This is a genomic window from Streptomyces pluripotens (assembly GCF_000802245.2).
Classification (GTDB): domain Bacteria; phylum Actinomycetota; class Actinomycetes; order Streptomycetales; family Streptomycetaceae; genus Streptomyces; species Streptomyces pluripotens.
In genome coordinates this window covers 7,030,548-7,054,928 of the sequence record NZ_CP021080.1, presented here as the reverse complement: position 1 = coordinate 7,054,928, position 24,381 = coordinate 7,030,548, and the positions used below count along the sequence as shown (strand labels likewise).

Genomic DNA, 24,381 nt, shown 5'->3' with positions numbered 1-24,381 from the left:
ACCCCACATAGCGTGAGTCTGCACGATCACACAACCGCCCGTCATCCCCTCCACCACACAGCACACCGGCGCTCCGGGCAGCGAAGCCGATTGAGAAACGGGGCCGCTCAATCCCATCCGGGCCGACGGTTGGACTTCCACCGCACCGGGGCGCGAGGGTGGTCGGGCCCGCACACACGGGTACCCCTACAGCACCACCCGGAGAAGACCCGATGACGTACGCCGCGGACCCCGCTCGCTACGCCGGCACCATGCGCTACCGGCGCACCGGCCGCTCGGGACTGGACCTGCCGGTCCTGTCCCTGGGCTACTGGCACAACTTCGGCGACGACCGCCCCTTCGAGACCCAGCGCGAGATCGCCCTGCGCGCCTTCGACCTCGGGATCACCCACCACGACCTGGCCAACAACTACGGCCCGCCCTACGGCGCGGCCGAGCTCAACTTCGGCCGGCTCCTCAAGCAGGACCTGGCTCCCTACCGGGATGAGCTGGTCGTCTCGACCAAGGCTGGCTGGGACATGTGGCCCGGGCCCTACGGGCAGGGCGGCGGCTCCCGCAAGTACGTACTGGCCTCGCTCGACCAGTCGCTCCGCCGCACGGGCCTGGACTACGTGGACATCTTCTACTCCCACCGGCTGGACGCGAGCACACCGCTGGAGGAGACGATGGGCGCGCTCGACACGGCCGTCCGCCAGGGGAAGGCCCTGTACGTCGGCATCTCCTCGTACGACACCGAGCGCACCCGGCAAGCGGCGGCGATCCTGCGGGAGCTGGGCACTCCCCTGCTGATCCACCAGCCGTCGTACAGCATGCTCAACCGCTGGATCGAGACCGACGGCCTACTGGACGCGGCCCAGCACGAGGGCTTCGGGGTGATCGGTTTCACGGCGCTCGCCCAGGGACTGCTGACCGGCCGCTACCTGGACGGCGTACCGCAGGACTCACGGGCCGCACAGGGGAAGTCCTTCGATCCGTCCTGGCTCACCGACGACATGCGGCACCGGCTGCGCGCCCTGAACGACATCGCAGCCCGGCGCGGACAGTCCCTCGCCCAGCTGGCGCTGGCCTGGGCACTGCGCGACGAGCGGGTGACCTCGCTCGTCATCGGCGCCTCGCGCGTCGAGCAGCTGGAGCAGAACGTAGCGGCACTGGCGAACCCGGACTTCAGCGGCGAGGAACTGGCCGAGATCGACAAGTACGCCACCGAGGGCGGCGTAGACCTGTGGCGCCAGGCCCGGCTCGGCACGCTGGGATAGACCGTGGCACTCAGTGACATTCGCCACTGACACACAAGAAAAGTCGGACATAATGGAGGGGCATCGGACAGCGTTGTCCTCCCCGCCCGCGCTTCCCCGCGTCACCCCACGACCGCAAGGAGCCGCTCACCGTATGGCGTACGGAGCCCACCGCAGCCCCTTCCTCCCTCCTCACCCCGATCTGACCCTGGCCCGTGACTGCGAACAGTGCCTCGGCTGGGGAACCGTCGTCACCCGCGACGGGGACCACGAGCTGTGCCGCATGTGCCAGCCCTCCCCCGACGACGAGAACACCGCCGGCTCCACCTCCTGACGCCGGCCCCCGCCCACCGGGACCGGCGCCGTCTGGTCGTCTGACCGTCTGACCGTTCGGCGCCACCCGGTCGGGACAGCAGCGGAGGGTGACCTCACTGGGTTCCGGTCGGCCAGGAATTCTCGTCGGTGTTGTCGGTGCCCAGGTACGACCTGGGCGAAGGGGCGTCCCCCTCGGTGAGGTACTCCAGGACCTCGGCCAGTTCCTGGCACGCCTTCTCCACCGAGTTCCGGGTGTTGCGCTGCTCGGTGATCAGGGCGGACAACAACAGCGCGGTCAGGGCCATCGTGCCGTTGAACGCCTGGAGCTTCACCATGACCTCGATCCGGCTCAGGCCTGCGAACGCCCCGGCACCGTCAGTCGCGGCCACGGTCGCCACCACCGAGGTCAACAGCGCACAGAGCGCACTGCCCACAAGCTGGAAGCGCAGCGCGGCCCAGACGATGAGCGGGTAGACGGGGAAGAGCAGGCTGATCGAGCTGTAGACGGCCAACGGAACGGTGCAGCAGGCCACCACGGCCAGCGCGGTCGCCTCCTTCCAGCGGGCCAGCGGCGGAGGCCAGCGTGCCCTGTGAAGCAACAGCAGCAGTGGGGTGACGATCAGTACACCCATCGCGTCCCCCACCCACCAGGCCAGCCAGACGGGCCAGAAACTCTGTGCGGCCAGATCACCCGTGACGACCTGGAGGCCGACACCGATGGTGGAGCTGATCAGCATGGCGGTGAGCGCGCCCAGGAACACCAGGGAAACGCCGTCCCGCAACCGACCGAGGTCCATGTGGAAGCGGGCCCGGCGCAGCAGAAGAGCCGCGCACACCGGTGCGAGGGTGTTTCCGGCGAGGACGCCGAGTACGTAGATGTCAGGGGTGGTGAGGGACAGGATGACGAAGAAGGCGCCCAGTGTGATGCCGGGCCAGCAGCCGAGACCGAAGATCAGCAGTGCGGCGACGGCCACACCGGTCGGCGGCCAGATGGGGGTGACGACGGTACCCTCCACGGTCAGCTCGCGCAGCAGACCCAGCCGACCCGCCGCGTAATAGCAGGCGGCGACGGCCAGCACCTGGACGAGGTAGCCACCCGTCCGGCGCAGATTCTCTTTACCCACCACAGCAGCCATCTCACACCGACGGCCCCGGGTCGGCGAGGCGAGAGCCGGTACCGTCCGGCCCTATGGCTGAATGCCGGGCCGTCGAGGGCCGCGAACACATACCGCGGGCACCGGCTGGCTATGACCGCGCACTAGGCCCGTCGAGGCCGACCACGAGGACCGCGGCATCGTCCTCGTGTCCCACGCTCTCAGCGCCCTTGATCACGGCGGAAGCCAGTGCATGAGCCTCAAGACCGGCTACGGCGGCGATGCCGGCGAGACGCACCACTTGGTCCAGCCCGTCCTCGATGTTCAGCGACGGCCCCTCAACCACGCCGTCGGTGAGCAGGACGAACACTCCTCCTGTGGTCAGCCGGTGCCGGGTCACCGGGTACTCCATGCCGTGATCGATGCCGAGCGGCGGTCCGCCCTCGTCGTCGACGACCCCGGACTTGCCGTCCGCCGTGGCCCACACGAAAGGGATGTGGCCGGCTCGCGCACTCTCCAGCAGACCGGTGGCCGGGTCGAGCCGCATGAACGTGCAGGTGGCGAAGAGGTCACTGCCCAGGGAGAACAGCAGGTCATTGGTGCGGGAGAGGAGTTCGCCGGGCTCGCCCGTGACAGAGGCGAGAGCCCGCAGTCCGGCCCGGACCTGGCCCATGAAGGCGGCCGCCTCGATGTTGTGTCCCTGCACGTCACCGATGGACAACCCGATTCTGCCGTCGGGCATGGTGAAGGCGTCGTACCAGTCGCCGCCGACGTTGAGACCGAAGTTGGCGGGGGCGTAGCGCACGGCCAGGTGTAGCCCGGGAGCGACGGGCAGGTCCCGGGGCAGCATGCCGCGCTGCAGGGCGATGGCCAGCTCGACCTGGCTGCGTTGCAGCTCCGCGCGCCGGCGCGCCTGGGCGGTGAGCGAGCCGAGCCTGGCCAGCAGCTCGTCGCCTTCGTCCGTGGTGCGCTTGCGGGACATCGATCACTTCCGGCGGGGCGGTGGCCGTCGAAGAGGACACAGCCTGGATTCTCGGCAAACGTCTAGATTTTACCCATATAGGATATTTTTGCCTCGTGGTGACCGGAAGCCCGACCAGGAGCCGGCACCGGACAAGCTCTGCGTCCAGTGAGACCGGGCGCCTGCCGTTCGGCGCCGCCCGCGCGCGCCCTGCGGTCGGCGGGCCCGACAAGCCGGACAAGCGCCTCTGTGGTTCCCTTGGGCCCCTCCACCACCGAGCCGCCCACGACGGCTCCGAAGCCGTGGCAGCGGACCCGACCAGGAGGCGCGGCTCCAAGGACAAGGACCCCGAGCCACCCATCACCAATGACAGGGCCAGGCGACGGAGGAGGTGGGACAGGGCGGGCGGCTCGGGTCGGGAAACAGAGAAGCTGCTCACGCCCCGGCCCTCGGCGCGTTCGTGCGGACGTGCAAGCCACGACCCGGCTTCCTCACGCACTTCCACCCTGGTTCAGGAACCGCACCCGGAATTGGGGCAAATCCTTACCCGGGCCACCCCCGGAGCAGACCCGCCAGATGATCGTCGTAGGGTGTGGTTAGCATATGAGCGCTGCCTAGCTCGAAAGATAGATCTGTGACTGTCAACGACGACTCGTTCACCAACTGGATGATCCGCGAAGAAATCGCGGAGTCGATGATCCCGCTCATCGGGAAGCTGCACCGCGAACGGGACGTGACCGTCCTGCTGCACAGCCGCTCCCTGGTGAACAAGTCGGTGGTCAGCATCCTGAAGACGCACCGCTTCGCCCGGCAGATCGCCGGTGCCGAGCTGTCGGTCACCGAGACCATGCCGTTCCTCCAGGCTCTGACCACCCTCGATCTCGGCCCCTCCCAGATCGATCTCGGCATGCTGGTCAACCGGTACCAGGCCGACGAACGCGGGCTGAGCGTCGAGGAGTTCACCGCGGAGGCCGTCGCCGGCGCCACGGGCGCCAACAAGATCGAGCGTCGTGAAGCGCGTGACGTCGTCCTGTACGGCTTCGGCCGCATCGGCCGGCTCGTCGCCCGGCTACTGATCGAGAAGGCCGGCTCCGGCAACGGCCTGCGTCTGCGCGCCATCGTCGTCCGCGGCGGCGGGCGGGCTGCCGAGGATCTCGTCAAGCGCGCTTCGCTGCTGCGCCGCGACTCCATCCACGGCCAGTTCCAGGGCACGATCACCGTCGACGAGGCCAGCAGCACCATCGTGGCCAACGGCAACGCGATCAAGGTGATCTACGCCGACGATCCGGCCGCGGTGGACTACACCGAGTACGGCATCCGGGACGCCATCCTCATCGACAACACCGGCAAGTGGCGCGACCGCGAGGGCCTGTCCAAGCACCTGCGTCCCGGCATCGAGAAGGTCGTTCTGACCGCTCCGGGCAAGGGCGACGTCCCGAACATCGTGCACGGCGTGAACCACGACACCGTCAAGCCGGACGAACAGATCCTGTCCTGTGCCTCGTGCACCACCAATGCGATCGTCCCGCCGCTGAAGGCGATGGAGGACGAGTACGGGGTGCTGCGCGGCCACGTGGAGACCGTCCACTCCTTCACCAACGACCAGAACCTGCTGGACAACTACCACAAGTCAGAGCGGCGTGGCCGGTCCGCACCGCTCAACATGGTGATCACGGAGACGGGTGCCGCCTCCGCCGTCGCCAAGGCGCTGCCCGACCTCAAGGCGAAGATCAGCGGCAGCTCGATCCGCGTTCCCGTGCCGGACGTGTCGATCGCGATCCTCAACCTGCAGCTGGCCCGCGAGACCACTCGCGAGGAGGTGCACGACTACCTGCGCGAGGTCTCGCTGACTTCGCCGCTCAAGCGTCAGATCGACTTCATCACGGCTCCCGACGCGGTCTCCAGCGACTTTATCGGCTCACGCCACGCCTCGATCGTGGACGCCGGCGCCCTCAAGGTGGACGGCGACAACGCCATCCTCTACCTCTGGTACGACAACGAGTTCGGCTACTCCTGCCAGGTCGTCCGGGTCGTTCAGCACGTGTCGGGCGTGGAGTACCCGACGTTCCCGGCGACGGCGGTCTGACGCCTCTCGCCGACGCGGGTACGGCCGCCGACCGGGTTCCGGTCGGCGGCCGTTGTGCTGGGGCGCGTGCGGTCAGGCCGAGGCCGGCTTTGCGCAGGCGCCCGCGGCGCACGCCGCGAGCCAACGGTCGAAGTCGGCGTCGTAGCGGGTGCCGATGCCGTCGTGGTAGACGGCGTATCCGCCGGCGTAGTCACCGGCACGGAAGCGGGCGAGCATGCGCTGGACGTCGTCGGGGTGCTTCTCGGTCATGTAGCGCACGGCGAGGTAGCCCCACGGGTAGGTGCGGATCACGTCGCTGTTGTCGTACGTGTTCTCGAACAGGGTGCTCAGCTTGTACGTGTGCTGGGCTGCCTCCCGCACCGCCTGGTCGTCGGCCAGGCCGCGGTAGCTGTAGGAGACGTACTCGGCCACGCCCTCGATCCACCACACATCCGGCACGGAGATCTGCTGGGCGAAGGTGCCCTTCATGTCGTCACGGCCGTCCAGAAAATGCGTGTACTCGTGGTTGAGGTTCCAGATCCGGGCCACGAAACCGTCGTCGTAGTCCTTCTGGTACATGATCGACGTGACCCGGTTGGCCGGGTCCGACGGATCGCCGTCGAGCGTCATGCCGCCGTTGTCGGTGCTGATTCCGTAGATGGCACCGGCGTACGTCTGGTAGTCGGAGCGGCTGGCGAAGACCACGAGCTGGATGGTCGAGACATGTTGGCCGGGTATCGGGCCGCCGGCCTCCACCAGGCCGCGGAAGTAAGCGTCCTGGCCCAGCACGCTCGCGCAGGCTGCGTCGAGGTCGGCGGTACTCAGCGACTGGGCACGGATGGTGACGTTCGCGTCGCATCGGTGGACCGTGGGCAGGACGGCCCTGGTCAGCTTGTCCGGCAGGTCGCAGACGCCGTAGTAGGCGCAGTCGGCGCTGTCGTAGTAGTTCGCCTGGGTGGCCACGGCCACCCACAGCCCAGCCGTCTGGCCGTCGATCTCGGTGTCGTCCAGCAGCTCCTTCGTCAGCGGCCGGACGGTCTCCCGCAGTTCAGGATGTTCCACGTATCGGGCCAGGTTCATCCCGGCGTTGGAGTCCAGAAAGGCGATGCTGGTGCCGAGCTGGTCGGTGTTGGCCAGCGCGTAGTCGTACAGGGTGTCGATGATGCGCGGGTCGGAGTCGACGGCCTTCACGTACTCCGGGTTCCAGTTGCCGCGCCACAGCGGTGTGTAGACGTCGTTGACGGCCCTGATCATGCTGTCGATGGAGTCGTAGGAGCTGTCGTAGTCGTTCAGCAGCCTTCGGTAGACGTACAGGTAACGCCCCTGCTGATCGGCACTGTCGGTGAGGATGACCGTCTCACCGAGGATGTCGCCGTTGGCCGCACTGATGTCACGGGAGTGATACCGGGCGAAGAAGGTGTCCAGGCCGCGCGTCACGGCAGTGGTGAGCCGAGAGGTGTAGGACCCCACGTCCCCGGAGTGATTGAACTGGACGTAGTAGCCCGCACGCAGGAAGAGGACCAACTGCTCCAGGCTGCCGGAGTTGTCGCCTCGGTAGTGCCTGGCCGTGCGGGTGAACGCGTTCGCCACGGTCACCATCTGGGGTTGGCGGAAGACGTCGTACGCGTCCTTACCGGTGGCCGAGAAGAGGGTGTTGACACAGTTCACGGACGCGGCCTTGACGAAGGAGACGAGGGCGGAACCGGTGCGGCTTCCGAAGTCGGCCAGGGCACAGGAGGCTGCCGAGGCACGGCGAATCTCGGCGCTCCTGGCCGAGTTGACCGACATGGGGGTCTGCGGTGGGAGCTGCGCGGGACTGAGCCGCCGGGACCGGACCGCCGGGCGTTCGGTGGCCGCGGTGGTGGCACCGGTGGGCGACGGAGCGGTTTCGGCCTTGCGGGGTGCGGCGATCGTGCCCGGGCTCGGCCGGGGTGCCGCCAGGGCCGGCGTGGAAAGCAGACCGGCCACAGTGACGCAGACGGCGACAGCGCCGGCGAGGCGTACGGCTGCGCGTCTGGCCGTGCGTCCGGGCGCGCGTCCTGGCAGCGCGAAGCGATAGCGCATCTGGATTCCTCCACGAAGGGATGCGCCTCTGTGGGGTGTTGAGGCGCGTGTGGCACTGTCTCAGTGGTTCACACGCCTCAACAATGGCGTGTGACATAGCACATGGCACACACATCTCATAACATCGCGGTGCGGCTGTGACGTTGCTTCTACGCCCCGGCCACGCTCCAGGTCCGCGAGGCCCATGTCCGCAGGTGCGGCGCCTGGGCCACGAGGTCCCGGTACGCGGCCGTGGCGGACTGCAACACCGACTCCACCACTTCGTCGGTGACGGTGTCGGGCCGCCAGGCCAGCACATAACGGCACCACAAGGGGGAGCCGGCGAGCGGCTTGACGTCCACGTGCGGGATCGGCCGCAGCGTCGGCTGCACCAGGGACACGCCGAGACCGTCGGCGATCATGCTCTGTAGCTGGATCTGGTCACCGAGGAACTCGTGCACGGTGACCGGCGTGAATCCGGCCGCTTTGCAGGCGTCGTAGAACACCCCGGGCCAGCCCGCCCCATCGTCCGGGGTCACGAACCAGCCGTCCTCGGCCAGGTCGGCGAGCTGTACCTGGGCGCACTGCCGGAGCCTGTGGCGGGAGGGCAGGGCGACGAACGTCGGCTCCGTGATGATCCCGCGGTGCCGCACGGCGCACGAATGCCGCAGTTCCATGCCCGGGTAGTCAGCGGCGATGGCGATGTCCGCACCCCCTTCCTCAAGGAGTTCCACGATCCGTGAGGAGGCGTAGACGCTGTTGACCGCGAGGGACAGTTCCGGCAGCCGGGCGCGGACCCGGGAGACCGTGCCGGAGAGCATCGGCGAGTTGGTGGCGGCCACGCGCAGGCTGCGCAGGGCGCGGACGGCGGCCGGGCGGTGACCTATGGCGTCGGCGCGGGCCAGTACGTCACGAGCTTGGGCAACCACCTCCGTACCGTAGCGCGTCGGGCGGGCTCCGCCTGTGCCACGCTCGAACAATGCCTCACCCAAGTGGCTTTCGATGCGCCGCAGTTGGGTGCTGACGGCGGGTTGTGAGTAGCCGAGTTGCGCGGCTGCGCGGCCCACACTGCCCGCGTCGGCGATCGCGCACAGCACCCTCAGGTGGCGGAGCTCCAGCTCCATCGGTCACCCTTCCCTTCCGCCACCGTGGCCGGCATCTGGTGGACCTTGTGTTCACCCGGGGTCGCGGACGGCGAAGGAAGCGTTCCATTGCGCCGCCACGTGCACAAGTCGCAGGTCCGCCACGCTCCGGCCGGTCAACGGCCAGTGCCGCCGGGCACCCGCTCGACCACGGGCCGTGCCCGGGCTCGATGCGAGCCGCGGCGAACGGCGCGATGGCGGTGCCCCTTGCCGGCGCACCCCCGGGTGGTCCGGGCCGACGGGGGCCGAAGGCAGTCGCACGCACGTTCCTTGCCTAAACCATTTAGGTTCTTGCATAATCCCTTATGGAATGCGGAGGGAACATCATGGCGCGTGCAGGCCTGACCACCGAGCGCCTGGTCCGCGCCGGTGCCGAGCTGGCGGACGAGGCCGGCTTCGAGCAGGTGACGTTGTCGGCGTTGGCCCGCCGGTTCGACGTCCGGGTCGCGAGCCTGTACTCGCACCTGAGGAACTCCCAGGATCTCAAGACGAAGATCGCGCTACTCGCCCTGGAGGAACTGGCCGACCGCGCCGCCGACGCGCTGGCCGGCCGGGCCGGCAAGGACGCGCTGAACGCTTTCGCGAACGTGTACCGCGATTACGCGCGCGAGCACCCCGGCCGCTATGCGGCAGCCCGGCACCCGCTGGACGCCGGGGCGGCCTCCGCCAGTGCGGGCGGCCGGCATGCGCAGATGACCCGCGCGATCCTGCGCGGCTACGACCTGTCCGGACCGGACCAGACCCACGCGGTCCGACTCCTCGGCAGCGTCTTCCACGGCTACGTCAGCCTGGAGATGGCCGGCGGGTTCAGTCACAGCACCCCCGACTCGCAGGAGTCGTGGACGCGGATCCTGGAAGCCCTCGACGCCGTGCTGCGCGAGTGGCCCAGCACCTGACGCCCCGCCACACCACCCGTTCGAGCCGGGCCGACCGGCCCGCCACCCCCACCCCCTTCGGAGCACAGGCCGCCACCATGCACACGATTCCCCTCGCCCCCGAGTTGATCCGCGGCGCTCTGGAGCTGGAACCCACCGCCCTGGGGTTCTTGCCGCACCGGCTGCCCGCCTGGGCCCGGACCCAGTGCGCCGACCCGCAGTTGGCCCTGGCGGAGTCCCAGCCCTCTGGCGTTCGACTGGCCTTTCGGACCCGCGCGACCCTCGTCGAACTGGACGCCCTGGCGACCAAACGGGTCTACCCAGGACTACCGCCCCGCCCGGACGGCGTGTACGACCTGCTCGTGGACGGCCAGCCAGCCGGCAGCGCCACGGTCGCCGGCGGCCACACCCTCTCGATCGACCTGCGCACCGGCACCGTGGAGCGCCGGCCCGGACCGGTCGGCACGGTGCGCTTCGCCGGACTTCCCGGCACCGAGAAGGACCTGGAGATCTGGCTGCCGCACAACGAGACGACCGAACTCGTCGCACTGCGCACCGACGCACCCGTGACGCCCCTACCGAACCGGAGCCGCAGGGTGTGGCTGCATCACGGCAGCTCGATCAGCCACGGCTCCGACGCCGCCCGCCCCACCACCACGTGGCCGGCGCTCGCCGCGTCCCTCGGCGGAGTGGAACTGATCAATCTGGGGCTGGGCGGCGGTGCCCTGCTCGACCCCTTCACAGCCCGCACGCTGCGCGACACCCACGCCGACCTGATCAGCGTGAAGGTCGGCATCAACCTGGTGAACACCGACCTGATGCGATTGCGTGCCTTCGGGCCCGCGGTCCACGGTTTCCTCGACACCGTCCGCGAGGGACATCCCAGCACTCCGCTGCTGGTCGTCTCACCGATCCTGTGCCCGGCCCACGAAGACACACCGGGCCCCAGCGCCCTGGACCACACCGCACTGGGAGAGGGACGGCTGCAGTTCCGGGCCGTCGGTGACCCGGCGGACACGGCGGCCGGGAAGCTCACCCTGCGGATCGTACGCGAGGAGTTGGAGCGGATCGTACGCGAGCGGACGGCCGGAGATCCGCATTTGCACCTCCTCGACGGCCGCGACTTGTACGGCGAGTCCGACTCCGGCGAACTCCCGCTGCCCGACGGCCTCCACCCGGATGGCGCCGCGCACCGCCGGATCGGCGAACGGTTCGTGGCTCTGGCGTTCGCCGCGGACGGCCCCTTCGCGCTCCGCGGTTGCTGACCCGGTCCGGCCGCCCTGAGCCCTCCCAACCGGCTCACACCAGGTGGGCGAAGACGACCAAGTTCTCGGTGTAGTCCTTCGCCGTGTGGTCGTAGTCCCCTGCACAGGTGATGAGGCGCGCTTCAGGGCGAGAGGCGTCGGCGTACACGCGTTTACTCGGGAAGTCGTCCTTCGCGAAGGTCTCGGCGCTGTCCACCACGAAGTCCGCATTGCGGCCGTCGGCGCGCTCCACGGTGAACTTGTCACCGCGTTTCAGCTCGTCGAGGCGGGCGAAAACGGCGGCCGAGGTCGTGGTGTCGACGTGCCCGGCGATGATCGCGGTGCCCTTCTCACCGGGCGAGGCGCCCTCCGCGTACCAGCCGACGAGGTTGGTGTTGCCGGCCGGCGGGGGCTGGAGCTGACCCGAGGTGCCGATCACCAGCGCGGTGAACGGCGCGTTCACGGAAATCCCGGGGATGAGTAGGCGGGTCGGGCTGGACCGGGGCATCGCCTTGCCGACTCGGTGTGGGTCGGCCTGTGTGGAAGCGTTCGCGCCCGCGGCGCGGGACGCCTCGCCGGAGCGATGGTGGCCACCGAACACGCTCACGGCGAGCACGGCGATCGCCACGCCCCACAGCGTCAGCCGCCCTCCTTGCCCGGCGCCGTCCTCGTCCGGCTCCTGTTCTGCGGGGGTGATCGAGGGTGGATCTGCTGTCATCGGACATCACCTCACTCGGGCACGGCGGCACGGGGATCAGGACGGGGAGACGTCAGCCCAGCCGGCGCGGACCGGATCGCGAGGGCGCGGGACGCCAGCCGGCCGTACGGACTGACGGCGTCCGCGCCTCGGAACGCGCCACTCCGTCAGGACATCGGCTGGACGGCCTTCTTCCGGCGCAGTACGTACAGGCCGGTGACGCCCACAGCGAGCACAGCCAGGCCGCCCGCGGTGACACCGGGTGCGGCGAGCGCTCCGCCGCCGGTGTGCATTCCGCCGTACGGCTCGTCGCGTCCGCTGTCCTGGTAGCTCTGCGGGTCGAATCGGCTGTCGTCGCCTCCCGAGCCCCCGTTGTCGCGCCCCGAGCTCCCGCTGTCGCGCCCCGAACCGCCGCTGTCGCTGCGCAGCACCGCGGCGAGTGCTCCGCCACCCGTGTGCATTCCGCCGCGCGGCTGGTCGTGTCCGCTGTCGTTGCCGTGCTCGTCGGCGTAGTCGTTGGTGTCATCCCCACCGGAGCCCCGGTCGTGATCACCGCCGGAATCGTGATCACTCTCGCGGCTGTGCGAGGAGTCGCGGTGGCTTCCGTCGTCGCCCGCGGGAACGGCGAACGCGGCACCGGGCGCGGCGAGGGCAAGGGCGGCCGTGGCGACCGCCGTGGCCAGAAGCGTGCGGGCAGAACGCATGGTCGAGTCCTTCCGCCGTGACCGGGCAGCGGATACCACATCGGCTGGATGGACCCGGCCCCGACATGAACCACCGTCAGTGAGCGAGCCGGCGTCCACCATCCGAGCCGCCCAGCCGGGTCACCGCGCCACCCGTCCGGCCCCGGCCGCCCCGCCCTGGGCACCTCGTCCGGGCCAGTCAAGCGCGCCAGTCGGTCAGCACGCGGTTGAGTGCCGTGCGCCCGGCCTGACCCCATAGCGGCTGCCCTCCCGGCAGGCCCCGTTCGAAGGCCCGGCCAAGGCGCATCAGCGACAGTCCGCGCAGCACGGCCCAACCGCGTGCCCGCCGCATCGTTGCCGCGTCCACCGGACCATACGAGCGGAAGAAGCACGGGGCGGCTGCTGACGGAAGGAGCAGCCACACAGCCGCCAGGTCGGTCGCGGGGTCGCCGGCGCAGACGTCGCCGAAGTCGAGCACACCAGCCAGGGATCCGTCGGCGACTACCACGTTCGCCGGGTGGAGGTCGCCGTGCACCCACACCCGTGCTCCGCTCCACCTGTCAGCGGCGGCGGCCTCGCCCCAGACGGTGCGCAGGTCCGCTGCGTCCTCCCCGGTCAGGGTGTCCGCGACATCCCGGAGCCGCTCTTGGAAATCTCCGGCGCGTCGGGACAGGATTCCCCCGTGCCCGCAATGCTCCGGCGCTTCGGCGGGCGCGTTCCGGTGCAGCGCGCGGAGGAAGCCTGCCAACCGGGCGGCGGCGTCCTCGCCTCGGGTGAAGGCAGCACGGTCAGCGGACCGGCCCGGCACCCAGGTCACGACGGCCCATGGACGGGGAAAGCAGGCCGAGGGCTCCCCGGCGCGCACCGGAACCGGCACCGGCAGGGGAAGCCGGGGCGCCAGGACCGGCAGCCACCGCCCCTCCTCGCGCAGCAGGGACGAAGCACCCGGTGCCCGGGGCAGCCGGACCGCCAGTTCCTCGCCCAGACGCCACAGTTGGTTGACCCATCCCCCCGGCACCGGGCGCAACTCCAGTCCGGCGAGATCCGGGTGCTGGGCCCGCAGCAACGAGCGCACGAGCACGGTGCTGAACTCCACGGCGAAGCCCCCTCCGGCGCTGGTCGCGGTTGTCCGGTGCCGCCGAAAGCCTACGAGAAGGGCGCCTGCGGAGAGGTGGGCCGGACCGGACGGCGGGCGACACAGCCGCGCGGGGCGACAGCCGTGCCCGTGGTGGCGGGCGGGACGCAGCCGCACGGGGACTACAAACGGTGCGGGCTACCAGGTCACCGGCAACCGCTCGGGTATCCGTTTCATGAATCCGGTGCGCCAGACCACCACGGCTGGACTTCGAAGACGTCGGCCATCAGCACGAATACCGTGGTCACGGGGGAAGATCCTCCGCCGTGCGCGAGTCCCGGCGGGGCTCTGTGCCCAGGTGTGGCGACGCGACGCCCTCACGCTAGTCGCACAGGATCAGCACGGGTAGCGACCGCCTGACTGTGACTGAAAACAGTAGTCGTATCAACGGTCGAAGTGCATGCCCCTTGCCCCGCGGCGGGGCTCTCTTGCGGACCCTACCCTGGAACGGTGGTCACGTCAGACGAGGATCCGGCCCGGGTCGCATCCCGACTCACCGGGCGGGCGGCCACCGGTGTGCCAGTGACATCAGGGACGCCCACCCACGTCGTGCTGGACGACGGAACACCGGTGGTGGTCAAGCGCGGGGACGGCCGCGGGGCTGTGCGCGCCGAGGTGGCCGGCCTGCGTTGGCTGGCCGCGGCGGGTGCGGTCCGGGTCCCTGAGGTACTCGGTCACGACGAACACTGGATGGTGACCGAGCGGGTGCCGACCGGGCACCCCGGCCCCGAAGCGGCGCTTCATTTCGGTCATGCCCTGGCCGCCCTGCACTCGGCGGGCGCACCCCACTTCGGGGCCCCGCCGCCCGGCGGCCCCGGTGATGCGTACATCGGCCTCGCCCGCATGCGCAATGCTCCGGGGGTCGACTGGCCCGACTGGTACGCGGAGCACCGCGTGCTGCCGTATGTGCGTGCCGCGGTCGACCGTGGCACACTCCGCCCGGACGAGGCAGCCCTGTTCGAGCGGGTATGCGAGCGGTTGCCAGAACTGGCCGGCCCCGCCGAGCCCCCTGCCCGGCTGCACGGCGATCTGTGGCACGGAAACGTGCTCTGGGGTGCCGACGGCGAAGTGCGGCTCATCGACCCGGCCGCACACGGCGGGCACCGGGAAACCGATCTGGCGATGCTCCGGCTCTTCGGCTGCCCCCAACTGGACCGGGTGCTCGCCGGATACGGGGAGGCCGCCGCACCGGCCGACGGCTGGCAGGATCGAGTGGGCCTGCACCAGCTCTTCCCTCTGTTGGTCCACGCGGTGCTGTTCGGACGGGCATACGCGCAGCGCGCCCTGGCCGTGGCGCACGCGACGGTGGGGTGAACGGGCCGGCCCGCTCTCCTGCGCCCGGGCCGCCGAGGGGCATGGTCTCGACATCTGGTCTCGATGCTCACACTCGACGCCGGACCGGCCGACCGCCCTTGAGATGCCCCGACACGATGCCGTCGGGTGTGACATGCAACACTCCACCATCTGCCGGCCGGCAAAGGTCGGTCGGCACGGGCAGGCGCAGGAATGCCGCGTCGCCGATGCCATGCACCGTGCGGCCAGGCCGTCCCGCCGCCGAAAGTAGAACGGCCTTCGCTTCTCTCCTGGTTCACGGCACTCTCGCGAGACCGTTCTCCATACCCACCTCGGGCAGCGATTACACAGTGTAAGGAAACCATTCACCCGTTCGATTCGTATAAGGACGTGAAAGTCGAACCAGGGAGAGACCATGCAACCGTTCACGCTCAACTACGCGCGCCCCGCAGTGCAGTTGGACGTCACCACTCCGTACGCGTACGACTCCGGACTGCAGTTGAACGTCCTCCCGGACGGGCGGATCGCCGCCACCGATCAAGCGACCTTGAGAGCCCTCGGAACGACGACGTCGACCGCGGGTTCCAAGACGCACTTCGACGACTGAACCGCGGGTTTTCGAAGATGACCGTGCTCATCCTGACCAGTGAAGAGGACGTGACGGCGGACATGGTGGTCCTCCGGCTGGGCGAAGCGGGCGTGCCCGTGGTCCGGCTCGATCCCGCCGATCTGACCAACGGGGTGGCGCTGTCGGGCGAGTACGTGCGGGGTGCCTGCCGTGGACATCTGTCCGTCGGCGGACGCCTGGTGAGCATGAACGGCCTGCGCTCCATCTGGGTACGCAGACCCGGGAACGCGGCCGTCAAGGCCGCCCAGCCGTCCGCCTGGCTGACCGAGGAGTCATCACAGGCTCTGTACGGGATGCTGCGCGCCACCGACGCACGCTGGATGAACCATCCGGACGCCGCTCGCCGCGCCCGCCACAAGCCCTGGCAGCTCCACCTGGCCCAGCGCACCGGCCTCGCCGTGCCGGCGACGCTGATCACGACGTTCCCGCAGGCGGCGCGGGAGTTCGCGGAGCGTTTCCCGGATCTGGTGGTCAAACCCGTCTCCGGTGCGCATCCGCAGGAGCCGCCGCGGGCGGTGCCGACCAGCCGAGTGGCACCTGACGCGGACTTCGCCGCGGTCGCCTTCGGGCCGACGCTGCTGCAGCGACGGGTCGTCAAGCAGGCCGACATCCGGCTCACCGTCATCGGCGACACTCTGCTGGCCGCGCGCAAACCCGCTGACCCGGCTGCCCATCCCGACGACGTGGACGTCCGCTTCGCGCCCTCGGTCTCCCCCTGGCTGCCGGCGGACGTACCCCCGCGCATCGCGGAAGCCGTGCTGCGCTACCTGAGAGAGGCCGAACTGGCCTACGGCGCTTTCGATTTCGCGGAGGACGCCGACGGGATCTGGTGGTTCCTGGAGTGCAACCAGTCCGGCCAGTTCGGGTTCGTTGAGATGGACACCGGTCAGCCGATCGCCGCCGCCATCGCCACGTGGCTCGCCATGGACGGACATTCGGGGCACGCACGTGCGGAGGGCGGCCGGAGCGCCACATGTTGAACGGGCCAGGAACGGCTCGGGGAAGGAAACGCATCATGCGCATCAGACTGCTGGGAACCGGCCCGTGGGCCCGGGCGACCTGCGCACCGACCCTAGCCGGGCATCCCGGGGTGGAGTTCGCGGGGCTCTGGGGACGCCGGCCGTAGGCGGCCACGACCCTTGCGGAGCGGTACGGCGTCGCCGCGTGGAACGACCTGGATGCGCTGTGCTGTTGACTGATGTGGACGCTGTGGCGGTGGCCCTCCCACCCTCCGTCCAGGCCGAGTTGGCGGTCCGCGCCGCCCGGGCGACCGCCCGCCGCCGGGTCGATGCGGAACTGCGGGACGAATCGGGTGCGGCTGCTCTGCCACGCGGCTCCAAAGGACCGGTCGGCGCTCTCCCAGGCCGTCGATGCCCTGAGGACGGCAGCCCACTGGTCGCCCGGACTCCTGCGACGCTGCCTCCGCCCACGCGTCATCGAGATCCGGGCGACCGCGGAGGCTCGTCCGGCGGATGGCGTGGCTAGTGCCACTACTGCGCACCCCCTCACAGCTGGTGGACGCCAGGGCGCCCCCCATCAGGGGGTGGCGGGGGACGAGGAGGACATGGGTACGGGGGCAAGTGGATCTCCGCGCCGGTCAGCCCCACGGGCCGGTTCCCGGGCCCGGCGGGACGATGCCGGCCGACGGCGCGGCCGAGCAACGTGGCGACGGGACCGACCGGGAGGTCCATTGGGCGGGCCCGGTGACCTCCACGAGATCGCCCGTGCCACTCCGGTCGCCACCGTGCGGTCACCGAGTTGGTGACCGCACGGGAAGCACCTGCCACCCCGTCCCTCAGGAAGGGCCGGGCACGCAGGCCCTCAGGAAGGGACGGGCACGCAGGACGGTCAACCGTGCTCAGGTCCTCCGGGGATCTGTTGCTGCGGGCGTTGGCCCCGGTCACCGGCCGAGCCGCCCCGCGCCGACCGCCTGGCCCGAGCGAGGCCCGATGGTCCTCGTCGGCGTAGCGTGGGCATGTGAGATCGGTGCGCGGCTGGTGGCCCCATGGGTCCCGGGATGATCGCGGCTGGTTGCGGGGAGCCCCGCCGCCGTGGTGGGTGCGGGTGCTTCCCGTACTGCTGCTCGTGGCCGTCGGCACGGCGACGCTGGCGACCCCGGACGCGCGCGACCTCGGCTTCCTGCTGGGGGCGATCCCCCCGCTCGCGGTGCTGTCGTACGGCCCTCTCGGAACCGCGGTCCTCGGTGTAGGGGTGGTCCTGGTACTGAACGTCCCGGCCACGCACCTGGACCGCCCCGGTCAGACCGATCTGCTCACCATCGTGTTCGTCTCCGTCCTGAGCGTGTTCGTGTCCTACGTACGCCGTCACCGCGACGTCCAACTGGACACGGAGCGGGCGATCGGAGAGGCGGTGCAGCGGGCCGTGATGCCGCCGTTGCCGGAGCGGGTCGGGCGGATCGGATGCACGGGCTTCTACCAGGCGGCACAGGGCGGAACGCTCGTGGGCGGGGACTTCTTCGACGTGCGGGACGGGCCGAGCGGGGTACGGGCCGTGATGGGTGACGTGCAGGGGCACGGACTGTCGGCGGTCACGACGGTGGTGTCGCTGCTGGGGGCGTTCCGGGAGGCCGCGCTGGACCAACCGGATCTGGAATCGGTGGCGGCACGGATGGACCGCAGGCTGACGGTGGACTCGGCGGGTGTCCGGCACCCGGAGCTGTTCGCCACGGCGATGCTGCTGGAGTTCTCGCCCGACGCGCGTACGGTGCGGGTGGTGGCCTGCGGTCATCCAGCGCCGGTCCTGCTGCACGAGGGCCACGCCATCGAGGTGGCCGTGGCCCCCGGGCCGCCGCTGGGCATCGGGCTGGTCGGCGTCGATCCGCCGAAGGAGGTTTCGGTGTCGCTCGGACCGACCGACCGGCTGTTCCTGGCGTCCGACGGTGTGTGGGAGGCCAGGGACGCCGCCGACGCCTTCTACCCACTGCCCGAACGGCTGGCCGCGCTGACCGGCGCGGCGCCCTCCGAGCTGCCGGATGCGGTGTGGGCGGACCTGGTACGGCTGCGCTACGACGTCCGGGACGACGCCACCATGCTGGTACTGGCCCCCGAGCCGCCGGTCACCTGACCAGGCTCTCCCCCTCGGTGTCGACGTGCGGCAGGATCCGGTCGAGCCATCGCGGGGTCCACCAGGCGCGCCGCCCGAGCAGTGTCATCACGGCGGGTACGAGCAGCAGACGCACGACGGTGGCGTCGATCAGGACGCTGACGGCGAGACCGAGACCGAGCATCTTCACCACGATGTTGCTGGAGATGATGAAAGCGGCGAACACGCTCACCATGATCAGTGCGGCGCAGGTGATGACCCGCGCGGTGATCTCCAGGGCATGGGCGACCGCGTCTTGTGCGTTGCCGGTGCGCAGCCAGGCCTCGTGGACACGCGACAGCAGGAAGATCTCGTAGTCCATGCTGAGGCCGAAGACAATCGCGAACATCATCATCGGCACATAGCTCTCGATGGGCACCTTGCCGTGCACGCCGAGAGCCGGTCCACCCCAGCCCCACTGGAAGACGGCCACGACGACGCCGTAGGAAGCGGTGATGGACAAGACGTTGAGGACGGCCGCCTTGACGGCGACGAGCAGACCGCGGAAGACGGCGAGGATGACCAGGAAGGCCAGGCCGACGACCACGGCAATGATCACCGGAAGGCGGGCGGCGACGATATCGCGGAAGTCCACCTGTGCGGCCGTGGTGCCAGTGACGTACCCCTTGGCGTCCGTGCCACGCACGGCCTCGGGCAGGGTGTGGTGAACCAGCCCGTTGGCCAGGTCGGTGGTGGTGGCGCTCTGCGGGGACTGCTGGGAGTACACGGTGGCGACCAGCACATCGCCGTCCTTGGTGGGGGTCAACGGGGTGACGGCGGCGGCACCGGACACGCCGTCGAGGGTCTTCTGGGCCTGGGTGGCCAGAGCCGTGCGCTGGCCGGCGGGGACCTCGCTCTGGTCCACGACGACGGTGAGGGGACCGTTGGAGCCGGGCCCGAAGGCGTCCGTCATCAGGTCGAAGGCTCTGCGGTCGGTGTAGGAGGTGGGGTCGGCACCGTCGCCGATGTGACCGAGTTGGATGGAGAAGACCGGGATCGCGAGGACGGCGATCGTCGCGATGCCGGCGGCGAGGAACCAGGACGGATGGCGTTCCACCCGGCGGGCGTAGTTGTGCCACGTGCCCTGGGCCGGTGCCCCCGGCTCTGCGTCCGTCTCCGCGACGGGATGGCGCACCCGCAGCCGGTCGATGCGGCGGCCGATGAGCCCCAGCATGGCGGGTACGAGGGTCAGCGCTCCGACGACGGCCGTGATGACGGTGACCGCCGCGGCGAGACCGAGCCTGCCGATGAAGGTCAGGCCGGATGCGTACAGACCGGCCAGGGCGATGATGACCGTGCAGCCCGAGACCAGCACGGCACGGCCACTGGTGGTGTTCGCGTGCCCGGCTGCGCGGACCGGATCGAGGCCGTCGATGAGGTTCTGCCGGTGTCGGGTGATCAGGAACAAGGCGTAGTCGATGCCCACCCCGAGCCCGATCATGGTGGCCAGGGTCGGTGAGACGACCGCGAAGGTGAAGGCGGTGGCGAGCAGACCGAGGCAGGCCAGGCCGCCGAGCACACTGATCAGTGCGGTGACCAGGGGCAGGGCAGCGGCGATGACGCTCCCGAACCCTACGAGCAGCACGATGATCGCGACCCCGAAGCCAATCGCCTCGCTGATCCGGTCACTGGTGTGCGGTCGGGCCAGTTCGCCGAGCGGTCCGCCGTACTCGACCTGGGCGCCGGCGGCGCGTAGCGGCTGCACGGCGTGGTCCACGCCGTGCAGGTAGCCCGCGCCGAGGGTGGCCGGCGGTACTCCGAAGCGGACGGTGATGTAAGCGGTCTTCCTGTCGGACGACAGCGGGCCCAGGTCGGGTGCGGCAGAAGGTTTACCGGCAGCGGCCAGTGGGTTCTGAACGGCCAGCACGTGCGGTAGCCCCTGCAGCTCACTGACGGTCTGGGACATCTGGCCGCCGAACTGGGTGAGGGGCCGGGCGCTGTCGTGCAGCACGATCTGGCTGCTGTAGCCGCCCACTGCGGGTTCGTGTTGCTTGAGCACTTGAAGTCCCTTGTGGGACTGGGCTCCGGGCAGGGCGAAGTTGTCCGAGTAGGTGCCTCCGAAGGCGCTGTTGAACGCCTGGAGCGCCCCGAGCGCAATCAGCCAGGTGACGATGACGACCACGAAGTGGCGGGCACACCACTGACCGAGACGGCGCAGCACTCCGCCCCGGGCCCTCCCTGGGGCCGCGGTCTCCCCGGGGGCGTTTTCACCCTTCCCGGTGGCACGGTCGGCTGGCATGGTCTCGGCCCTTCGCCGGATTAACCAGGACGGTCTCATTAGACGCCCGCCCGGTCGCTCCGTCATCTCCACGGATCCGGGTGCCGAAGCCGCATCGCTCGATACGCGTCCCGCAGGACTGCCCGGCTGGTCAGAACCGCGGTTCTGCGCCTATCGGCACCGGGCGGGGGAACCGCTGGGCGAAACCTCCCAACCGGCGAACCGTTAATCGGATTTCGAACACACTCGTGCAAACGCCACACCCCGCCACCCCTTCCGCCACGTAGAAATATCTACGAGCATGCATATGCCGGGTCGATACGCAGTCACACGACGTCCCGGCCCCAGCCGTTGCCCGTGCGCAGATCGGGCGGGCGAGGACTTCCGGAGCAGGGCATGACGACGAACACGATGTGGATGCGGGGCGTGGAGTGGCTGGCCGCGGCGGCGGCCGACCCACGCACCTGCAAATGGGAGTGGGACCACGGTGAGGGCATCGCGCTGCTGGAGGCGGGCAGATTCTGGGATGTCCTGAGCGTTCCCGACCGGCTGGGGCTGCTGGCTCTGGACCTGTTGTGGCGACCCTCGCTACCCGTACCTGGACCCACCCTGGTCGACACCGCGGCGGGCCGGGTCGGGTTCTTCCTGCCGCCGGAGCCGTCCGGGGGCTGGGTGGGTGCCGGCCTGCGGCACGTGACCAGGGGAGCCTGGGTCACCGTGCCGCCGCCGTACCGGCCCACCCGCGCCCTGGAGTGGCTCGTCCCGCCCGACGGAACGGGCACACTGCACTCGCCCGGTTCCCTGGAGGAAGCGCTGCGGCAGGCCAACGGCACCCTGGCCGTCCTGACACCGCCGTGCGCCCCCTGAACAGGTCGGACGAAGTCCGCCGCGGGCAAAGGCGCGCTGAAAGGGTGCGGGCAACCGCGCGGTCCACCGCGACAGTGCCGGAGTCAACTGTCGTTACGCAGTGCGGCACTTCCAAGTTGAGCGCTGGGCGTGTCAGGGGCGTGCGGAGCCGGACCGGGCGCGCGGCGGGAGGCCGACGAGTACGGTCCACAGCGCGTCGGGTTCGGCGGGGACGGTCCGCCCCTGCGCCCGCCACTCCGCGACGAGCCCGGCGTAGATCGGCTCCCCGGCCCGGTCCACCCGGTGCGACCGGTCCAACCGGTCCGTACTCCTCACACGATCTGTACCCTCCACGTGATCCAGGTGATCGACCCGGTCCGCAGGATCGATCCGGTCCAGGCAGTTCAGCTGGTCCAAGCGGTTCATGCCGGGGCAACGTCCGAGTCCCGGCACCGGTACGCCCCACCGCACCGCCTCACCGGGTCGGGTGAAGCCAACGCTCGAACGGGGCGCTCCGCCCGTCGGACAAGCATCCCACCGACCGTGTGCGTGCACCGCGGGCAAGGCCACGCACAGCCTGCGGCACCCCTCCGGCTCGACGGGCGCGGTCGGGTGAGCACTTCTATGCTGGGAAGGTCCGGGCTCCGCCGTCCCGCGCACCGCGGGTTGCTCTCTCAGGTGCTTGGAGTCAGCCCATGTCGCACACATCCGCACGCCTGTGCCGGGGGGTCGTGATCGTCGTGACGGCGGGGACACTGATGGCGCCGCTCACCGCGGGTGCCGTTCCGGTCTCCACCCCGGCCACGTCCGCGGCCAGCGCACCCAGTCCGTCGCCGTCGCCCTCGGGGCCGGAAGTCCTCCCCCTCACCCCCGCTGTGGCCCGCCAACTCGACGCAGCCGTCCAGCAGGTGATGAGCGAGGCGAACGTACCCGGAGTGATGGTGGGCGTCTGGACTCCGGGGCAGCCCAGTTACGTCCGCTCGTTCGGCGTCGCCGACAAGACGACCGGACGGAGGATGACCCCAGGCCTCTCCATGCGCATCGGCAGTGAGACCAAGACGTTCACCGTGACCGCACTGCTGCAGCTGGCGGACCAGGGAAAGGTCAGCCTGGACGATCCGATCGGCAAGTACATCGACGGTGTGCCGAACGGCAGTGACATCACCTTGCGGCAACTGGCCGACATGCGCAGTGGATTGTTCAATTACACTCAGGACGAAGGCTTCGTCAAGGCACTCACGTCCGACCCGCAACGCCCCTTCACACCGCAACAACTGCTCAGCTACGCCTTCCGGCATCCGGTGCTGTTCCCACCGGGGCAGAAGTTCTCCTACTGCAACACCAATCTCATCCTGCTCGGTCTGGTGGTGGAGAAGGAAAGCGGTCAACCGATCGGGAACTACATCGAGCAGCACATCCTCGCCCCGACCGGCATGGGTCAGACGCTCTTCCCGACGGGCAGCGAGTTTCCCTCTCCACATGCGCAGGGCTACTCCAACCAGACCGCGAACGGGCAGGTGGCCGACACTGCCGACTGGGACCCATCCTGGGCCTGGGCGGCCGGCGCGATGGTCTCCACACTGCACGACCTGCACATCTGGGCGCCCACCGTCGCCACCGGCCAACTACCCGACGGGAGCCGCCTGATCAGCCCCGCCATGCAGGCGCAGCGGCTCACCTTCCCGCCGGGCCCGGTCCCGGGAGCAGGGTACGGGCTGGGAATCTTCAATGTGCACGGGTGGATCGGCCACAACGGTTCCCTGCCGGGCTATGAGTCCCTGACCCTCTACCTGCCGGCTACGCGGACCAGCCTGGTGGTGCTTCTCAACACCGACATCCAGCATGACGGAGAGGCACCCGGCACCCTGTTCGGCCAGGCGATCACGCAGATCATCTCACCGCAGCACGTCTTCAACCTGCCGGCCCAGCCGTCGACCGGGTGAAGAGGTGGCCGCACCGGTGGGAGGAGAACGCCACGGGCACGACGGCACACCCGCGGCGGGGCGCGAGCCGAAGCGGAGTACGGGCGGTGCGCGGCGCGCCGCAGCCCGGGGCGGGCACGACCGGGGGCAGGCCTGCGCGTTCCGTACCCGGCCAGGGCATAAGCTCTGCGGATGGCGAAGTACTTCGACGTGCACCCCGAGAACCCGCAGCAGCGCAGCATCGCCCAGATCGCCGACGCGGTGCGCTCGGGGGCGCTCATCGCATACCCGACCGACTCTTGTTACGCGCTGGGCTGCCGGCTGGGCAGCCGGGACGGCATCGACCGGATCCGCTCGATCCGCCGTCTCGACGACCGGCACCACTTCACGCTGATGTGCCGGGACTTCGCACAGCTCGGCCAGTTCGTACGGGTGGACAACGACGTGTTCCGTGCGGTGAAGGCGTCGACGCCGGGCAGCTACACCTTCATCCTCCCGGCCACCCGCGAGGTGCCGCGCAAACTGCTGCACCCGAAGAAAAAGACGGTGGGGGTACGCATCCCCGCCCACGTGGTCACCCAGGCGCTGCTGAGGGAGCTCGGTGAGCCGCTGCTGTCCAGCACACTGCTGATGCCGGACGAGGAGGAGCCGATGACGCAGGGCTGGGAGATCAAGGACCGGCTCGACCACGCAGTGGACGCGGTGATCGACTCCGGCGACTGCGGGACCGAGCCGACGACCGTGGTGGACTTCTCCAGCGGCGAGGCGGAGATCGTGCGGCGCGGCGCGGGAGACACCAGCCGCTTCGAGTGAGCGTGTGGGATCCGCGGACCGCGTCCGTGCCCCGGGGCACCACGGTCGCCGGGTACGGGCGCGGCTCCAA

21 protein-coding genes and 2 pseudogenes are annotated in these 24,381 nt (G+C 69.9%); 13 read left to right on the top strand and 10 right to left on the bottom strand.

The genetic code is table 11. The features are described 5' to 3' along the window. The first annotated feature begins 212 nt into the window (after window positions 1–212). Together mgrA and LK06_RS31165 are read left to right on the top strand one after the other, a co-directional pair. Window positions 213–1,256: an L-glyceraldehyde 3-phosphate reductase gene (mgrA, locus tag LK06_RS31170; protein WP_039655528.1), complete on the top strand. Its 1,044-nt coding sequence runs from the start codon at window positions 213–215 to the stop codon at window positions 1,254–1,256. Window positions 1,257–1,389: 133 nt separating this feature from the next. Then, complete coding sequence (locus tag LK06_RS31165; RefSeq protein WP_039655529.1) at window positions 1,390–1,569, top strand: hypothetical protein; 180 nt, start codon at window positions 1,390–1,392, stop codon at window positions 1,567–1,569. Between the two features lie 94 nt (window positions 1,570–1,663). On the opposite strand, the gene LK06_RS31160 is transcribed toward LK06_RS31165, so the two are convergent. Then, window positions 1,664–2,686 carry an MASE1 domain-containing protein gene (locus LK06_RS31160; protein WP_174673960.1) on the bottom strand — a complete coding sequence of 341 codons (1,023 nt, stop codon included), beginning with the start codon at window positions 2,684–2,686 and terminating at the stop codon, window positions 1,664–1,666. Between the two features lie 109 nt (window positions 2,687–2,795). Further along, window positions 2,796–3,626 (bottom strand): PP2C family protein-serine/threonine phosphatase, encoded by an 831-nt coding sequence (locus tag LK06_RS31155; RefSeq protein WP_039655531.1) that lies wholly within the window; start codon window positions 3,624–3,626, stop codon window positions 2,796–2,798. 613 nt (window positions 3,627–4,239) lie between these two features. Between LK06_RS31155 and LK06_RS31150 the strand changes: the two genes are divergently transcribed. Next, on the top strand, window positions 4,240–5,691 hold the full coding sequence (locus LK06_RS31150) for a glyceraldehyde-3-phosphate dehydrogenase (RefSeq protein ID WP_039655532.1): 1,452 nt from the start codon (window positions 4,240–4,242) through the stop codon (window positions 5,689–5,691). A 72-nt stretch (window positions 5,692–5,763) separates the two neighbouring features. On the opposite strand, the gene LK06_RS31145 is transcribed toward LK06_RS31150, so the two are convergent. Both LK06_RS31145 and LK06_RS31140 read right to left on the bottom strand, forming a co-directional pair. Further along, window positions 5,764–7,734: a collagenase gene (locus tag LK06_RS31145; RefSeq protein ID WP_052319061.1), complete on the bottom strand. Its 1,971-nt coding sequence runs from the start codon at window positions 7,732–7,734 to the stop codon at window positions 5,764–5,766. Window positions 7,735–7,883: 149 nt separating this feature from the next. Further along, entirely contained in the window at window positions 7,884–8,837 is a 954-nt protein-coding gene (locus LK06_RS31140) for a LysR family transcriptional regulator (RefSeq protein ID WP_039655533.1), read from the bottom strand. Window positions 8,838–9,181: 344 nt separating this feature from the next. On the opposite strand from LK06_RS31140, the gene LK06_RS31135 reads away from it, so the two are divergent. Next, window positions 9,182–9,751 (top strand): TetR/AcrR family transcriptional regulator, encoded by a 570-nt coding sequence (locus tag LK06_RS31135; RefSeq protein WP_039655534.1) that lies wholly within the window; start codon window positions 9,182–9,184, stop codon window positions 9,749–9,751. 77 nt (window positions 9,752–9,828) lie between these two features. After that, complete coding sequence (locus LK06_RS31130; protein WP_039655565.1) at window positions 9,829–10,995, top strand: SGNH/GDSL hydrolase family protein; 1,167 nt, start codon at window positions 9,829–9,831, stop codon at window positions 10,993–10,995. A gap of 34 nt (window positions 10,996–11,029) precedes the next feature. Here the strand turns inward: LK06_RS31130 and LK06_RS31125 are convergent, their stop codons facing one another. From LK06_RS31125 to LK06_RS31115, 3 genes are all read right to left on the bottom strand, one after another. Next, window positions 11,030–11,692, bottom strand: a complete 663-nt coding sequence (locus tag LK06_RS31125) for a class F sortase (RefSeq protein ID WP_039655535.1) — start codon at window positions 11,690–11,692, stop codon at window positions 11,030–11,032. Window positions 11,693–11,838: 146 nt separating this feature from the next. Continuing rightward, window positions 11,839–12,375, bottom strand: coding sequence for a hypothetical protein (locus LK06_RS31120; protein ID WP_039655536.1), 537 nt, complete (start codon window positions 12,373–12,375; stop codon window positions 11,839–11,841). A 178-nt stretch (window positions 12,376–12,553) separates the two neighbouring features. Then, window positions 12,554–13,450 carry an aminoglycoside phosphotransferase family protein gene (locus LK06_RS31115; protein WP_039655537.1) on the bottom strand — a complete coding sequence of 299 codons (897 nt, stop codon included), beginning with the start codon at window positions 13,448–13,450 and terminating at the stop codon, window positions 12,554–12,556. A gap of 489 nt (window positions 13,451–13,939) precedes the next feature. Here LK06_RS31115 and LK06_RS31110 point away from each other — a divergent pair, with 489 nt between their 5' ends. From LK06_RS31110 to LK06_RS31090, 5 genes and pseudogenes are all read left to right on the top strand, one after another. Continuing rightward, on the top strand, window positions 13,940–14,803 hold the full coding sequence (locus LK06_RS31110; protein ID WP_039655538.1) for a fructosamine kinase family protein: 864 nt from the start codon (window positions 13,940–13,942) through the stop codon (window positions 14,801–14,803). 394 nt (window positions 14,804–15,197) lie between these two features. Further along, window positions 15,198–15,389, top strand: a complete 192-nt coding sequence (tgmA, locus tag LK06_RS31105) for a putative ATP-grasp-modified RiPP (protein ID WP_039655539.1) — start codon at window positions 15,198–15,200, stop codon at window positions 15,387–15,389. A gap of 17 nt (window positions 15,390–15,406) precedes the next feature. After that, the gene (tgmB, locus tag LK06_RS31100; protein ID WP_039655540.1) at window positions 15,407–16,390 is read left to right on the top strand and encodes an ATP-grasp ribosomal peptide maturase; all 984 of its coding nucleotides are present in this window, start codon (window positions 15,407–15,409) and stop codon (window positions 16,388–16,390) included. Window positions 16,391–16,425: 35 nt separating this feature from the next. Continuing rightward, window positions 16,426–16,709, top strand: a pseudogene (locus LK06_RS34750) (Gfo/Idh/MocA family oxidoreductase); the annotation flags it as partial. Window positions 16,710–17,387: 678 nt separating this feature from the next. Beyond that, window positions 17,388–18,494: a PP2C family protein-serine/threonine phosphatase gene (locus LK06_RS31090; protein ID WP_039655541.1), complete on the top strand. Its 1,107-nt coding sequence runs from the start codon at window positions 17,388–17,390 to the stop codon at window positions 18,492–18,494. Here the strand turns inward: LK06_RS31090 and LK06_RS35410 are convergent. Further along, complete coding sequence (locus tag LK06_RS35410) at window positions 18,487–19,425, bottom strand: MMPL family transporter (RefSeq protein ID WP_374208127.1); 939 nt, start codon at window positions 19,423–19,425, stop codon at window positions 18,487–18,489. The genes LK06_RS31090 and LK06_RS35410 overlap by 8 nt on opposite strands. Before the next feature lie 186 nt (window positions 19,426–19,611). After that, window positions 19,612–20,751 (bottom strand): annotated as a pseudogene (locus tag LK06_RS35405) (MMPL family transporter); the annotation flags it as partial. Between the two features lie 375 nt (window positions 20,752–21,126). Here LK06_RS35405 and LK06_RS31080 point away from each other — a divergent pair. Then, complete coding sequence (locus LK06_RS31080) at window positions 21,127–21,597, top strand: hypothetical protein (protein ID WP_039655543.1); 471 nt, start codon at window positions 21,127–21,129, stop codon at window positions 21,595–21,597. A gap of 132 nt (window positions 21,598–21,729) precedes the next feature. On the opposite strand, the gene LK06_RS31075 is transcribed toward LK06_RS31080, so the two are convergent. Further along, window positions 21,730–22,002 (bottom strand): hypothetical protein, encoded by a 273-nt coding sequence (locus tag LK06_RS31075; protein WP_234367552.1) that lies wholly within the window; start codon window positions 22,000–22,002, stop codon window positions 21,730–21,732. A 269-nt stretch (window positions 22,003–22,271) separates the two neighbouring features. Here LK06_RS31075 and LK06_RS31070 point away from each other — a divergent pair, with 269 nt between their 5' ends. After that, entirely contained in the window at window positions 22,272–23,519 is a 1,248-nt protein-coding gene (locus LK06_RS31070; protein WP_043407353.1) for a serine hydrolase domain-containing protein, read from the top strand. Between the two features lie 171 nt (window positions 23,520–23,690). Beyond that, entirely contained in the window at window positions 23,691–24,311 is a 621-nt protein-coding gene (locus tag LK06_RS31065) for an L-threonylcarbamoyladenylate synthase (protein WP_039655546.1), read from the top strand. Window positions 24,312–24,381 lie beyond the last annotated feature (70 nt).